The 15,187-nt window shown below is 73.7% G+C and carries 9 protein-coding genes; 4 read left to right on the plus strand and 5 right to left on the minus strand.

Going from position 1 to position 15,187, the window contains the following annotated elements; translation table 11 throughout:
- Nucleotides 1-14 precede the first annotated feature (14 nt).
- From AOA12_RS07305 to AOA12_RS07315, 3 genes are read right to left on the minus strand one after another with little or no spacing between them, the layout of a single operon-like run.
- Nucleotides 15-5,858, minus strand: a complete 5,844-nt coding sequence (locus tag AOA12_RS07305; protein ID WP_054681552.1) for an Ig-like domain-containing protein — start codon at nucleotides 5,856-5,858, stop codon at nucleotides 15-17.
- Nucleotide 5,859: 1 nt separating this feature from the next.
- Nucleotides 5,860-6,990 (minus strand): serine/threonine-protein kinase, encoded by a 1,131-nt coding sequence (locus tag AOA12_RS07310; RefSeq protein WP_054681554.1) that lies wholly within the window; start codon nucleotides 6,988-6,990, stop codon nucleotides 5,860-5,862.
- A 23-nt stretch (nucleotides 6,991-7,013) separates the two neighbouring features.
- Nucleotides 7,014-8,504 carry a dolichyl-phosphate-mannose--protein mannosyltransferase gene (locus AOA12_RS07315; protein ID WP_054681556.1) on the minus strand — a complete coding sequence of 497 codons (1,491 nt, stop codon included), beginning with the start codon at nucleotides 8,502-8,504 and terminating at the stop codon, nucleotides 7,014-7,016.
- A gap of 336 nt (nucleotides 8,505-8,840) precedes the next feature.
- Between AOA12_RS07315 and rsmI the strand changes: the two genes are divergently transcribed.
- The 4 genes from rsmI (at nucleotide 8,841) to AOA12_RS07335 (ending at nucleotide 12,778) form a co-directional block, all read left to right on the plus strand.
- Entirely contained in the window at nucleotides 8,841-9,689 is an 849-nt protein-coding gene (gene rsmI, locus AOA12_RS07320) for a 16S rRNA (cytidine(1402)-2'-O)-methyltransferase (RefSeq protein ID WP_054681558.1), read from the plus strand.
- A gap of 9 nt (nucleotides 9,690-9,698) precedes the next feature.
- The gene (gene metG / locus AOA12_RS07325; protein ID WP_054681560.1) at nucleotides 9,699-11,261 is read left to right on the plus strand and encodes a methionine--tRNA ligase; all 1,563 of its coding nucleotides are present in this window, start codon (nucleotides 9,699-9,701) and stop codon (nucleotides 11,259-11,261) included.
- 13 nt (nucleotides 11,262-11,274) lie between these two features.
- Nucleotides 11,275-12,150, plus strand: coding sequence for a TatD family hydrolase (locus AOA12_RS07330; protein ID WP_054681561.1), 876 nt, complete (start codon nucleotides 11,275-11,277; stop codon nucleotides 12,148-12,150).
- A 193-nt stretch (nucleotides 12,151-12,343) separates the two neighbouring features.
- On the plus strand, nucleotides 12,344-12,778 hold the full coding sequence (locus AOA12_RS07335; RefSeq protein WP_156366439.1) for a hypothetical protein: 435 nt from the start codon (nucleotides 12,344-12,346) through the stop codon (nucleotides 12,776-12,778).
- Between the two features lie 130 nt (nucleotides 12,779-12,908).
- On the opposite strand, the gene AOA12_RS07340 is transcribed toward AOA12_RS07335, so the two are convergent.
- Nucleotides 12,909-13,874, minus strand: a complete 966-nt coding sequence (locus AOA12_RS07340; RefSeq protein ID WP_054681566.1) for a LacI family DNA-binding transcriptional regulator — start codon at nucleotides 13,872-13,874, stop codon at nucleotides 12,909-12,911.
- A gap of 22 nt (nucleotides 13,875-13,896) precedes the next feature.
- Nucleotides 13,897-15,123, minus strand: a complete 1,227-nt coding sequence (locus AOA12_RS07345) for a glutamyl-tRNA reductase (protein WP_054681568.1) — start codon at nucleotides 15,121-15,123, stop codon at nucleotides 13,897-13,899.
- Nucleotides 15,124-15,187 lie beyond the last annotated feature (64 nt).

A 15,187-nucleotide genomic window follows, 5' to 3' on the forward strand; every position in this document is an offset into this window, starting at 1 on the left:
TCATCAGACGCCGGTCAGGGGGCGCAGCCGATGGTGAAGGCGACCGGCTGCAGCCCCGTGAGACGGTTCGTCCACGCGAGCGTATACGTGATCCGCTGCGTCACGTCGCCGGTGCGCACGACCGCCGTCGTGACCGTGACGTCGGAGCGATCGATGCCGGCGGGCGTCCACGCGGGCGCCGTCGCGTCCTGCGCCGTGCACTGCACGTCGGGCGCGCTCACGCGCACGGGGTAGAGGGCGCTGCCGCGGGCGGTCACGGGAGCGGGGTCGGAGCAGACGGGCGCGGCCGGGTCTCCGCCCGTGTCGCACCAGCGCGCCGTGAGCGTGCCCGGCGGCCGGTTGACCTCGAGCGCGAACGGCGACAGCGGGGCGCCGTCGCTCTCGTACACGAGCGCCGCCTCGCGATGCGGGGGCGTGCTCGGCGCGACGGGCGGCACGAGCCGGTACTCGTAGCCGCCCTCGACGCCGCGGGGCTCGGCCTCGATCGCGTAGGTGAGGGCGGGGGGCGCCGCGATCGGACCGGTCGGGCGGATGGAGGCCGCCTGCGTCACGGTGCCGAAGCCGTCGGTGCCGTCGGCCCACACGCTCTGCGCGCACGTCCACACCCGGAACACCTCCCACAGCGGCGCGTCGAAGGTCGCCGACGACGCGCGCCCGGTGGCCGAGCACGACGACTCGTCGGTGCTGAACCCGTAGCGCATCTCGGTGCCGAGGTCCTGGTACACGGCCGAGACCGACACCGTGACGCGGCCGCGGTCGGCGCGGATCTGCGTCTCGATGCGCGGCGCGCCCACGCCGTGCGCCGTGAACTGCAGGGCGCTGCCCTCCTGCGCGCCGCCGGGGATCGGCGGCAGCGGGTGCGCCGTGAGCGGGGTGGCCGTGAGCGTCACGGGGAGGTTCGAGCCCACGTCGTAGTCGCGCACGACGACCGTCTCGCGTCCCTCGGCGTCGACGACGACCGGGCCGCCGCGCCCGCCCGCGATGCGCAGCTGTCCCGTGCTCGGGTCGATGCCGGAGAGCGTGATCGTGACCCGGCCGCCCTCGCCGCCCGCGGGCACGGGCGCGAACGTCGCCTCGGTGGGCGGCGCCGGCGCGCGGTACGGCCACGCCTCCACCGTGACAGCGTCGCGCGAGAGGCCGACGGGGCTCACCGCGCGCACCGCGTAGGCGGCGGGAACGCCGGCGGGCGCCTCGATCGGCGGGCACACGCCGGCGGCGTCGCACGTCGCGACGACCTCGCCGTCGCGGCTCACCTCGTAGCCCGTGACGGCGGGATGCGAGCCCGCCCCGGCGATCGCCCGCAGCGTGACGGTCGCGGGATCGAACGCCGTCCAGTCGACGCGCGCCGGCGCCGCGGGCAGGCCCTGCAGATCGAGGATCACGCGTCCGTCGCGGTCGCCGCTCGACCGGCGGCCCTGGGCGTCCTCGACCACGAACGAGCCCGTGCACTCCGAGGCCCCCGACCGGCCCGCGGGCCAGCTCGCGCGCACCGTCTCGGCGTCGAGCAGCGTGAACCCCACGTCGGGGCAGTTGTCCGATCCGGTCACGGCCACGGCCTGCAGCGGCGCTCCGGGCAGCGGGTTGACCTCGCCGGGCGCCCCGATGACGACGATGTCGCACTCGGTGCTGTCGCCGGCCTGCGAGCACGACGCCTCGGCCGTGCCGCCCTGCGGGCGCGTCTGCACGGCCGGGCCCACCGTGAGGTTCAGCGCCGCCGACGCCGTCTGCCCGTGCGAGGGGAGCGACACCATGATCGACTCCTCGCGGCCCGGGCGCGCCGACTCGCGCGCCGTCACGGTCACGCGCGACCACGTCTGCTGCACGTCGAACTGGTCGCCGTCGTAGGCGAGCGCGTAGGCGATCGTGTCCCAGTCCTCGCTGCCCGACCACGACACCATCGCGTCGAGGTCGTACTCGACCGAGTCGCCCGGCGACAGGGTCAGCGAGGCGCTGCGCAGCACGGGCTGCGAACGCGCGGCCTGCACCTCGACGCGCACGGTCAGGTGCGTGTAGGTGTCCTGGGAGGCGACGCGGATCGGCACGACGCACGTGTCCGACCAGGGCGCGCCCCACCCGGCCTCGTAGCGGATCGTCGTGCCCGAGACGAGCGTGCACGACGCCTCGGCGCGCGCCCCGCCCGTGCGCACGCCCTGCGGGTCGATCTCCAGCGCGCGCGAGCCGAAGCCGGCGACCACGCCCGCCATGTCGAGCTCGGCCGTCTCGCCCTCGGTGACGGGGAGCGGCGGCGTCTGCGCCCGCAGCGTGAGCCGGAGGTCGCGCGTGCCGGGCACGCGCAGGAAGCCGTACGACGACACCGTCTCGCCGTCGAACGCCGTGCCGCTCACCTCGAAGGGGATCAGCAGGGGCTCGTCGGGCACGGGGCCCGAGATGCGCGAGCCCGAGACGCGGATGCCGGGGTGCTCGCCCCACAGCGTGACCGTGAGGTCGTCGACGTCGCCCGCCGTCCACGAGACCTTGCCGGTGAGCACGTCGACGCCGCGCGGGAAGTCCTCCCGGCTCTCGGCGGTGAGGGCGGTGTCGGCGACGGTCGGATAGTCGGGCACGCGGTCGCGCACGACCTTGACGACGATGAGGCCGACGGCCGTGTCGCCCGTCGCGTTGCGCACCGTGTACTCGTACGCGTAGGTGCCGAGATCGGGCCCCGCGGCGATGCGCACGGCGTCGTCGTCGAGCTCGCCGATGCGCGCGGCGAGCCGCTCGTGCTCGAGGCTGCCGCTCGGCGCGGCCGGCCGCACCGACTCGAGCGTGAGCTTCTTTCCCGACGGATCGATGTCGTTGTCGGCGGGGCGCAGCACGGCCCAGCTGTCCGCGCCCGCACGGATCTGCACGTAGTCGCTGTAGGTGACCGGCCGGGCGTCGGTCAGCGCGTCGAGCACGCCGATGCGCACCTCGGCGGAGCCCGTCGCGCCGCGCGCGTCGCGCACCTGGTAGCTGAACCGCACCTGGCCGCTGAAGCCGGCCGGGCTCGTGTACACGATGGCATCCCCCTCGGGCGCGACCGTCGCGGAGCCGTGCGCGGGCTGCTCGAGCACGCGGTCGAGCACGGCCGCGTCGCCGTCGGGGTCGATGCCGAACGACGAGAACGGCACGCGCACCGACTGCCCGCTCAGCACGCGGCCCTCCAGCACGCCCGGCATGGGGGAGTGGTTGTCCTCGTCGCCCGTGACCGTCACGAGCACGCGCGCCGACGCGGTGACCTCGGGGAAGCCGAGGCGGTAGATCGTGTAGCCGATCGCGTAGGTGCCGGGCTCCTCGGGGGCGAAGTAGCGCACGACGCGCGAGGTCGCGAAGGCGAGACCGCCGCCGCTCTCGTTGACCACGCGCGACGGGTCCACGCCGATGAGCGCCCCCGCGGGCGCCGTGTCGTTGTCGAGCACGGGGATGTCGACCTGATCGCCCGCGCGCACGGTCACGGCGTCGTCGATCGCGATCGGCGGCTCGGCGGTCGCCGAGGGGAGCAGCACGACCGTCAGCTCGCCGGTCGTCGTCGTCTCGGGGCGTCCCGTGCCGTCGGAGATGGTGTACCGCACGATGCCGAGGCGCCCGGGCTCGCCGTCGTCGGTCGAGCCGCTGACGCGCAGCAGGCTCTGGCCGACGAGGTCGACCCCGAGGGTCGCGAACGGATCGCTGCGCGGCAGGATGTCGCTGACGAGCAGCACGAGGCCCGCGGGGTTGGCGACGGCGGCGAGCACGTCGACCGTGGCATCCTCGTTGGGGCGCACGAACGCCGTCACGGGCGGCGTGGAGACGCGCGCCGACGCGGGGTCGCGCACGACCACGCGGATCAGCCCCGTCGCCTCCGAGCCCGCGTCGCGCACGGTGTACTGCACCGAGTACGAGCCCGGGTGCGGGGCGTGGAAGACCGCCCCCAGCGGCGAGGGGCCCGTCGTGACCGAGGAGTGGGCCTCGTCGAGCGCGACGGCGCCGGCGAGCTCCACGGGTCCCGAGCCGCCGCGCACGTGCGCGCCGACGTCGATCGCGACGGGCTCGCCGGCGACGCCCGTGACGGCGAACGAGCCGGCCTCGAGCGCGACCGTCGACGTCACGGCGACGGTGAGCTCCTTCGCCGTCCTCGCGCCGCGCGTGTCGGAGACGAGCACGGCGATGCTGACGACGGCGGCGTCGGACGCCGCGGCACCGGGATGCTGGTAGGTGAGCGTGCCGTCGGGCGAGGAGGCGATCGTGCCGCCGCCCGCGAGGATCGTCGCGCCGGCGAGATAGACCGGGTCGCCCTCGTGATCGACCCAGTCGTCGAGCACGTCGAGGCTGATCGTGCCGCCCGGCGCGATCTCGGGCGAGGGCCAGCGGGCGACGCACCCCTCCACGCCGCACCACACCGGCGCCGAGTTCACGTCGTCCGGCACGACCCGCACCGTGACGGTCGCCGGCGCCGAGACGAGGCCGCTGCTCGCGGTGCCGTCGTCGGCGCGGTACGAGAGCGTCGTCGTGCCCGTGGCATCCGGCGCGACGTGCATCACGATCTCCTGCTCGGCGCCCGCGAGGGCGACCTCCCCGAACGCGGGGTCCGCCGTCTCCAGCGACGCGGGGTCGATCGCGAGCACGTCCTCGTTGGGATCGTGGTCGTTGAGCAGCACGGGCAGGCGCACCGTCGTGCCCGCGCGCACGCCGAAGTCGTCGTCGACGGCGACGGGCGGGCGCGGATCGATCACCCGCTCCGCCTCGACGTCGTCGTGCACGACGGTCTCGGTGCGATCGTCGATCGTCCAGCGCTGCGACGACGCGACGAGCCGCCCGTCGGGCACCGTCCACACCCAGCCGCTGCGGCGCTCGTTGAGGGCGACCCGCGTGCCGTTCACGACGAAGACGGCGTCGATCTCGTCGCCGAGCGCGCCGTCGCCGTAGTCGAGGGGCACGAGCATGCCCGTGCGGCTCGACCACATCTGCCCGCCGCTCTCGCCCAGCCAGGCGGCGACCGTCTCACCGTCCGCGTGCACCGGCGCGACGGGCGTGCCCGCGGCCTCGGCGACGCGTGCGACCGTGCCGTCGCCGACGTCGACCCGCAGCAGCCCCGCGCTGTCGGCGATGTAGACGTCGTCCTCGTGCGACACGGCCCGCTGCACGCGCGCATCGCCGCTGGCGCCGGCGGTCAGCGGCGTGTCGCGCCCGCGCAGCCACAGCTCGTCGCCGCCCTCGTCGAACAGCAGCCAGCGGCCGCCCGATCCGGACAGCTGCACCGGGCCGAGGCCCGCGGGCACGGCATCCAGGCCCAGCACGCGGCCCGTGCGCGCGTCGGCGCGCAGCATGAGCCCGTCGCGCGCGGCGTAGGCGTAGACGATGCCGCCGTCGTCGACGGCCAGCGCGTCGGCGGCGAAGCGGGCGCCCGGCTCGGACGCGTCGGCGTAGGGGTCGATCAGCCGGGCCGGCCCGTCGCCCGACAGCGTCGTCGTGTAGACGTCGCCCGCGTCGGTGCGGAACGCGACGACGTCACCCGCGGCGTCGATCTCGACCGTGCCCGCGGGCGTCGGCGCGAACGCGTCGCCGTTCGCGGAGGTGAGCGCGGCGGGGAGGGCGGGATCGACGTCGGCATAGCGCGTGCCGCCGTCGCTGAACACGAGCAGCCGGTCGGACGACTGCGCCAGCGCGTTGCCGTTCTCGACCGGCTTGACGGTGTCGATCTCGCCCAGCTCCAGGTTCACGCGCGCGTAGGCGCTGCCGGTGCCGTTCTGCAGGACCCACACGCTGCCGCCGTGCAGGGGCGTCTGCTGCGCGTCGTAGCCCGGCCACACGACCGCCAGCACGAACCCGACGGCGAGCGCCGCGACCGACGCGGCGACGCCGAGACGCCGCCGCAGCCGGGTGCCGCCGGGTGCCGCCATCTCAGCTCCACGCTCCCGAGAGGCTCAGGGCCGCGAGCGTTCCGATGATCACGACCGCGAGCGTCCCCGCGACGACCGCCGTCGCGACGGCACGGGACGAGCGGCGCTCCCGGCCGTCGTCGGCCGGCGCGAGGGGACCCGCCCGGCGTGCGCCCGTGCGCGCCGGGCGGCGCGACGGATGCGCGACCGTCGAGCGCACGGGGCCGCGGGGGCCGGGGTCGTGCGCGTCGGGACCGGCGTCGACGAGCCGCGGCACGCCGTGCGCGATCTCGTGCGGCGTGGGATGCAGGCCGCACTCCAGCTGGATCTGCTGCAGCTCGTGCACGAGCTCGGCCACCGAGGCGTGCCGGTCCTCGGGACGGCGGCTCATCGTGCGGGCGAGCGCCCACTGCAAGCCGTCCGGCACGTCGTCGCGCGGGATGGGCTGGTAGCGGGCGCGACGGATGCGCTCGCGCAGCTGGTCCCGCGTGTTGCGGTCGCGCGAGGGCAGCTCGAAGGGGCTGTGCCCCGCGAGCAGGGAGTACAGCGTGGCACCGAGGCTCCAGACCTCCGAGGCGATCGACCCCGAGACCTGCTCGTCGACGACCTCGGGGGCGCTCCACGGCAGCGACATCGCGAAGACGCGCCCGCCGCCCGTGCGCCCGTCGAGGGCGGCCGCGATGCCGAAGTCGCTCAGCACGGGGGCGCCGAACGCGGAGATGAGCACGTTCGACGGCTTGATGTCGCGGTGCAGGACGCCCGCCTGATGCGCCGACTCGAGCGCCGAGCCGATCTTGACGCCCAATTGCAGCACGTCGTCGACGGGGATCCTCTCGCGCCGGTAGCGCGTCGTGAGCGACGTGGGGCAGTACTCCATCACGAGGTAGGGACGCCCGTCGGACGACACGCTCGCCTCGTAGATCGTGAGGATCGACGGGTGCGCGCCGAGGCGCGCCATGACGTCGGCCTCGGCGTTGAACATGCTCCGCACGCCGTCGTCGACGATCTCGTCGAGCAGCACCTTGACCGCGACCGAGCGGCGCGGCAGATGCTGCTCGAACAGGAAGACGTCGGCGAAGCCTCCCGTCCCCAGCGGGCGCACGTAGGCGAACCCCGGGAGCACCGGGGGTGCGGAAGGGAGCCGACTCGCCACCCGCCTACTCTAACGAGGCGACCTCAGACCCAGCCGGGCAGCCAGTTGTGCAGACGGTAGAACCAGAACGGCACCTGCATCGCCGACCACAGCGGGTACCACGCGACCGCGAGCAGCACGGCGACGACGGCGAACACGACGACGAGACGGCGGCCCGTGCGGCGCCGATGCGGGTCGGGGTGCGTCGCGAGCGCGCGCATCGCGACGGCGAGCGCGATGAGCATGAACGGCCACACGACGATCGTGTAGAACTGGAACACCGTGCGCTCGGCATAGATCAGCCAGGGCAGCCAGCCCGAGCCGATCGCGACGAGCACGGGCGCATAGCGGCCCTCGCCGTGGATGAGCACGCGCGCGAGCAGCCAGACGCTCGCGGCGACCGCCGCGTACCACAGCAGCGGATTCGGCATGCTGTAGAGGATCTCGAGGCATCCCCGCTCGCCGCCCGCGCAGCCGTCGACGCCGTTCTCGGTGCTGTGCGCCCACATCGAGGTGGGCCGCATGAGCAGCGGCCACTGCCACGCGGGGCTCGCATAGCTGTGCGCCGAGGTGATCGACGACGCCGAGCCGTACATCGCGAGGTGGTTGTGCACGAAGCTCGCGAGGGCCGTGTCGCGCGACTGCCGGTTGTACCCCCCGTCGGTGAGGAACCACCCGGTCCAGGTCGTGACGTAGACGACCGCGGCGGCGGGCACCATGAGCAGGAACGAGACGACGCCCTGACGGAACGCGGCATCCGTCGGCCAGAGCCAGATCCCCAGCCGGCGGCGCGTGAGCGCATCGGAGACGACGACGTAGAGGCCGAGGCCCGCGAGCGTCCACACGCCCGACCACTTCACACCGGTGGCGGCGCCGGCCGCGGCGCCCGCCGCGAGGAGCCACGGCCGGTTCCACAGCACGGGCCCCCACATCAGCGGCCGCCCGTCGTCCGGCCACACGACCGCCGCCGCGAGGCGGGACGCGTGCCCCGCGCGATCGAGGGCGACGAACCACACCGCGAGCACGACGAAGAACGTGAGGATGCCGTCGAGCAGCGCGACCCGGCTCATCACGATGCCGAGGCCGTCGATCGCGAGCATCCCCGCGGCGGCCGTCGCGACCGCGGTCGAGCCGCTCACCGTGCGCGCGAGGAAGTAGAGCACGAGCACCGTCGCGGTGCCGAACACCGCGACCGCGACCCGCCAGCCGAACGACGAGTCGGCGCCGAACAGCGCCATTCCCGCGCCGATGAAGAACTTGCCGAGCGGCGGATGGACGATGAACGCCGGCTTGTCGAGGAAGATGTCGGTCTCGCCCGCGGCGAACCGCTCGTTCGCGTCGTCGGGCCACTTCGCCGGGTACCCCAGCACCCACTGCGTCCAGCCCTCTTTCACGTAGTAGGTCTCGTCGAAGACGATCGCGTGCGGGTGCGCGAGGTTCCAGAACCGCAGCGCGGCCGCCAGCAGCGTCACCCCGAGCGGCGTGAGCCACGCCAGGTGCCGCCGCAGACGCGGGGCGAGGACGACCGAGGGCACGCCGACAGCCTAGTGAGCCCGCCCTTCCGCCATCCCCGCTGATCGAGTGCCCGCGGCGGAGCCGCGGGCGTATCGAGATCCGTGTAACGGTCCGTGGGGTGGGTTTCGATACGCCGCCTGCGGCGGCTACTCAACCAGCGGGGTGGGTGGGTGGTGCGGCCAGCGGGGTGGGTGGGGTGCCTTTTCCCCTGCTGATCGAGTGCCCGCGGCGGAGCCGCGGGTGTATCGAGATCTGTGTAACGGTCCGTGGGATGGGTTTCGATACGCCGCCTGCGGCGGCTGCTCAACCAGCGGGGCGGGGGTGGAGTGCGCCCGCGGCCCGGGTAGCCTGGGCGCGTGATCATCCTCGCGGCGACCCCGATCGGCAATCTCGGCGACGCGTCGGCGCGGCTCGTCGCCGCGCTCGAGGCGGCGACGGTGATCGCGGCGGAGGACACCCGCACGGCGCAGCGGCTGCTGCAGGCGCTCGGGGTCGGGAACCGGCCCCGGCTCGTCGCCCTGCACGACCACAACGAGCGCGAGCGCGCCGCCGAGCTGGCCGCGAGCGCGGCCGAGACCGATCTGCTCGTGCTGAGCGACGCGGGGATGCCGACGGTGAGCGACCCCGGCTACCGGCTCGTCGCCGAGGCCGTCGCGCAGGGCGTGACGGTGACCGCCATCCCCGGCCCGTCGGCCGTGGTCACGGCGCTCGCGGTGTCGGGGCTGCCGACCGACAGGTTCACGTTCGAGGGCTTCCCGCCGCGCAAGCCGGGGGAGCGGCGCACGGCGTTCGGCGCGCTCGCGAACGAGCCGCGCACGATGGTGTTCTTCGAGGCGCCGTCGCGCCTCGCCGACACGCTCGGGGCGATGGCCGCGGCGTTCGGCGCCGACCGGCCCGCCGCCGTGTGCCGCGAGCTGACGAAGCTGCACGAGGAGGTGCGCCGCGGCACGCTCGCCGAGCTCGCGGCATGGGCCGAGGGCGGCGTGCGCGGCGAGATCGTCGTCGTGGTCGGCGGCGCCGCGCCCCGCGAGGTCGGCGCCGACGAGGCCGTCGCGCACGTGCTGCGGCTCGTGGCCGACGGCATCCGCCTCAAGGAGGCCGCCGCGGAGGTCGCGGCGGCGACGGGCCACTCGTCCCGGGAGCTGTACCAGGCGGCACTGACGGCGCGTGACACACGATCAGAGGGCGTGCGCGGCTCGAACTAGACTTCTCGGGTGAGCAACGGCCGTTCCTTCTACATCACGACCCCGATCTACTACCCGAGCGACCTGCCGCACATCGGCCACGGGTACACGACCGTGGCCGTCGACACCCTCGCCCGCTGGCACCGCCAGGCGGGCGACGACACCTGGATGCTCACGGGCACCGACGAGCACGGCCAGAAGATGCTGCGCGCCGCCGCCGCCAACGGCGTGACGCCGCAGGAGTGGGTGGACAAGCTCGTCGAGGAGTCGTGGTTCCCGCTGCTGCGCACGCTCGACGTCGCCAACGACGACTTCATCCGCACGACCCAGCCGCGCCACGAGGAGCGCGTGCAGCAGTTCGTGCAGGCGCTCTACGACCGCGGCTACATCTACGCGGGCGAGTACGAGGCGCTGTACTGCGTGGGATGCGAGGAGTTCAAGCCCGAGTCCGAGATCCAGGACGGCACGGGCGCGTTCGAGGGCCTCAAGGTCTGCGCGATCCACTCCAAGCCGCTCGAGCTGCTGCAGGAGAAGAACTACTTCTTCAGGCTCAGCGAGTTCGAGGACCGCCTGCTCGAGCTCTACCGGGACGAGCCCGACTTCGTGCGGCCCGACTCGGCGCGCAACGAGGTCGTGTCGTTCGTCAAGAGCGGCCTGAAGGACCTCTCGATCTCGCGCTCGGCGTTCGACTGGGGCATCCGCGTGCCCTGGGACGAGACGCACGTCATCTACGTGTGGGTCGACGCGCTGCTCAACTACGCGACCGCGATCGGCTACGGCACCGACCCCGCGCAGTTCGACCGCCGCTGGCCCGCCTACCACGTCGTCGGCAAGGACATCCTGCGCTTCCACGCGGTGATCTGGCCCGCCATGCTCATGGCGGCGGGCCTCGACGTGCCGCGGGGCGTGTTCGCGCACGGCTGGCTGCTCGTCGGCGGCGAGAAGATGTCGAAGTCGAAGCTGACGGGCATCGCGCCCACCGAGATCACCGACGTGTTCGGCTCCGACGCCTACCGCTTCTACTTCCTCTCGGCGATCCCGTTCGGCCACGACGGCTCGTTCTCGTGGGAGGACCTGTCGGCGCGCTATCAGGCCGAGCTCGCCAACGGGTTCGGGAACCTCGCCTCGCGCACGATCGCGATGATCGAGCGCTACTTCGCGGGCGTCGTTCCCGCCGCCGGTGCCTACGCCGACGGCGACCTCGCCGTGCAGCGGACCGTGGCGGATGCCGCGGCCGCCGCCGACGCCGCGATGGAGCGCTTCCGTCCCGACGAGGCGATCTCGGCGATCTGGACGATCGTCGACGCCCTCAACGGCTACATCACCGACAACGAGCCGTGGGCGCTCGCGAAGGACGACGCGCAGCGCGAGCGGCTCGGCACCGTGCTCTCCACCTGCGCCGAGGGCCTGCGCGCGCTCGCCGTGCTGCTCTCGCCCGTCATGCCCGCCTCGACGCAGAAGCTGTGGGAGGCGCTCGGGCAGTCGGAGCGCCTCGTCGACCAGCCGTTGCGCGATGCGGGCCGGTGGGGGCAGCTCGCCCCCGGCACGACCGTGAACGGCCTCGCGCCGCTCTTCCCGCGCATCGAGCAGTGAGCCGGTCGCGCGCATGAGCGGCTACATCCGGGAGCGTCACAACGACGGCTCGCGCGACGTGCGCTGGCCGGCGCTCCCCGAGCCGCTGCCCGTGGCGGTGTACGACAACCACTGCCATCTGGAGATCAGCGACGGCGACGAGCCGCGCACGCTCGGCGAGCAGCTCGACCTCGCGGCGTCCGTCGGCGTGATCGGGGTCGTGCAGGCGGGCGGCGACGTCGAGTCGAGCGTGTGGTCGGCCGAGGCCGCGGCATCCGACCCGCGCGTGCTCGCGGCCGTGGCGATCCACCCGAACGAGGCGCCCGCCTACGCGGCGGAGGGCCGGCTCGACGAGGCGCTCGGCGTCATCGACGAGCTCGCCGCCCAGCCGCGGGTGCGGGCGATCGGCGAGACGGGACTCGACTTCTTCCGCACGGGCGAGGAGGGCCTCGCGGCGCAGCACGAGAGCTTCGAGGCGCACATCGCCCTCGCCAAGAAGCACGGCATCGCGATGCAGATCCACGACCGTGACGCGCACGACGCGGTGCTGGAGACCCTTGCGCGCGTCGGCGCCCCCGACCGCACGGTGTTCCACTGCTTCTCGGGCGACGAGGCGATGGCGCGCACCTGCGCGGACGCCGGCTACTACCTCTCCTTCGCAGGCAACGTCACGTTCAAGAACGCGCAGAACCTGCGCGACGCCCTCGCCGTCACGCCGCGCGAGCGCATCCTCGTCGAGACCGACGCGCCGTTCCTCACCCCCACCCCGCATCGCGGCCGTCCCAACGCGCCGTACCTCGTGCCCGTGACCCTGCGGTTCATGGCCGCGGAGCTCGGCATCGGGCTCGACGAGCTGTGCGCGCAGGTCGCCGCCAACACCCTGACCGCCTACGGCTCGTTCGACGCCTGACCCACCGCGAACGAGCCCCTCCACAGTGTTACGGGAACAGCGGCTATGGCATCCATTCGGGCAGCAACTACCGTGATGGAGTGTTGCGGAACTGGTTCACCAACTCTCGTAAAGCGATCGTCACCGTGAACCTCGTCGGCCTCGCCGAATGACGCACTCGGCATCCCGAGCGTTCAGAAGCGCGACGCCTCTCGTGATCGGGGCGGCTCTCCTGTCCTCGTGCGCTGGGACCGGCGACATCGAGCAGGGACCGCGAGTCGTCCTCACGGTACGGGAAGACCGCACCTACGAACAGGACCGGCAGTCTCTCGACAGCCTCGAGGTGCTGTGGGGCGGTGCTCTTGTCGAGGAGGCGGGGTGCCTGGGCATTGACCTGGGCAACGGCGAGATCGTGCTCGCGGCCTTCCTCGACGACGCCACCCTCGTCGAGGACGAGCATGGCGCGGCGACGGGCGTCCGCCTCGGCCCCTACGAGACCATTCCGCTGGGTGAACACCGTGTCGGCGATGCGGCCCCTCTCGAGAGCCCGTCCTCCATCCGCGCCTTCACGAACGGCCAGGAATGCGCCGAGAAGCTCGGCGTCTCGTCCGGCACCCTGATCCTCTCCGGCGAGCTTCCGGCTGACTGACATCACGGCCTGCTCGGCCCACGGGGTCGCGCGCACGGTGCTGCGACGCCCGGGTATACGAGCTTCCTCGGCGTCCGTGCGGGTCTCCGGCGCCGGGGCGGTGATTCGCGCGGTGGAGTGTGTGCGGGGGTCAGCGCGTCGTGGAGCCGCGCACGATCTCCCAGGGGAGGTCTTTGACGACGGGGCCGTCGCCCGCGCCCGCCTCGTCGAGGGCGGCGAACATGAGCGCGGGGGCGGCGTCGGGGTGCACGCACACGTGACTGATGCCGAGGCGCGTGTTGAGCGCGCAGTCGGTCGTGCACAGCGCGATCAGCTGCAGGTCGCGGGGGATCACCAGCCCGGTCGCCTCGAGCTGCAGGTAGATCTCGGGGCCCTCCTCGCAGAACGCCACGATCGCGTCGGCGCCCGACTCGAGCAGCTCGCGCACGCACCGCGCGAGCCGGTGCCGGTCGGCGTCGACGCGCGCGACGAGCGGGGGGCGCGAGCGCACCGTCGTCCAGGCGAGATAGGCGCTCTCGCCGATCTGGTCGCGCGGGATCTCGCCGTCGTCGACGATGAAGCCGATGCGCTCGGCGCCGGTCTGCGCGAGCAGCTCGAGCGCGGCGCGCACGGCGTCGCCGTAGCCCGTGCGGATGCTCAGGCCGCTCGTCGAGGCGACGTACAGGTCGGAGGCGACGACGGGGATGCCGCGGGACGCCGCCTCGTGCAGGATCTCGCGCCGGTCGGCGGGGTCGGAGAAGTACAGCACGTCGATGTGCGCGCCGGCGAGCAGGTCGGGGCGCGAGTCGGGCAGCACCGTCACGGTGAAGCCGTTCGCGGCCGAGGCCGAGACGAGCGCGTTCAGCTGCCGCGCGCGCTGCACGGCGCGCCGACGGCTCACGGCGGCATCCTCGGCCATGACGAAGCCGATCGACAGCGTGCGGCCGCGGCGCAGCGCGGCGGCGTTGCGGTTGGGGGTGTAGCCCAGCTCGGCGGCGATCGCCTTGATGCGGGCGCGCGTCTCGGGGCGCAGGCTGCCGCGGTCGTTGAGCGCCTGGCTCGTCGCCGCGGTCGAGACCCCGGCGCGCTCGGCGACATCCCGCAGCGTGACGCTCACGGCCGCTCCTCTGCTCCCGCGGTCATGGCGCCCCCGGGATCACGGTGCGCACGGCGTCGGCCCACTGCGTGCCCGCGCCCGTCGACGCGAGGCGATGCCCCTGTGCGATGAGGCGGTGCGTCAGCACGCCGGAGAAGTGCCGCAGCGCCGCCTCGATCGCCTCGGCGCCCTCCTTGCCGCGCACGCGGGCGATCTCGGCCTCGAGCGCCTCGTCGACGAACGAGCGCACGGCGACGACCTGCGGGGCGACCTCGTGCACGCGCCGCGCGACGGCGTGGCGGTGCGCGGCGGACGCCACGATCTCGCGCGCCTCGTCGATGAGCGCGAACTCGTCCATCGGGGCGTGCACGCGGATCGTGTCGAGATCGAGCAGCTCGACGCCGGGCAGGGCGCCCACGCCGGGGTCGACGTTGCGGGGCATGCCGAGGTCGATGACGATCTGCGGCGTCGCGTCGCCGCCGCGGGCCGCGGCGTGCACCGGGGCCGCCAGCACGACGTCCGTCGTGCACGTCACGATCACGTGCGCGCGGGCGGCCTCGGCGGCGTACGCGTCCTCGGGCACCTCGACGAGCTGCTCGCGCTGCGCGAAGCTGCGACGGCCCGAGCGCGAGTGCACGCGCACGTCGGCGGCGCCCACGGCGCGCAGGGCCGCGAGGGATGCCGCGGCGTAGCGGCCCGTGCCGACGAGCAGCACGCGGGCGGTCGACCAGTCGTCCACCCGCGACGACGCGAGCTCGACGGCGAGACGCACGAGCGAACGGCCCGACTCGCCGAGCCGCGTCGCGTTCTTCACGACGCGCGACGTCTCGGTCGCGCGCTGGAACAGGCGCTCGAGCGAGGGGCTGGTCAGTCCCTCGCTGCGGGCGTTGTCGAGCGCCCGCCGCACCTGGCCGGCGATCTCGTCCTCGCCGACGGCCACGGAGTCGAGGCCCGCGGACACCGCGAACAGGTGCCGTGCGACGCGATTGCCCTGCGCGAAGTCGACGCTCTCGCGCACCGTGCGGAACGGCAGGCCCGACAGGTCGGCGATGCGCTCCATCGCGGCATCCATCGCGGGGATCGGCGAGGCGATGTCGTCGGCCAGGTCGAAGTAGGCCTCGAAGCGGTTGCACGTCGAGAGCACGACGGTGCCCTGCACGGCCTCGTGCGCGGTGCGCAGCGACGCGGCCGCGTCATCGCCGACGACGCTGAGCCGTTCCAGCGAGTCGAACGACGTCGCACGCTGATGAGCACTCAGGCAGACGAGCACGTGACCTCCTCGGTTCCCGGCTAGTATAACGATTAACTTCCCCGAGGAGAGTGCATCATCCCCG

The sequence above is a fragment of the Microbacterium sp. No. 7 genome, assembly GCF_001314225.1.
GTDB lineage: Bacteria > Actinomycetota > Actinomycetes > Actinomycetales > Microbacteriaceae > Microbacterium.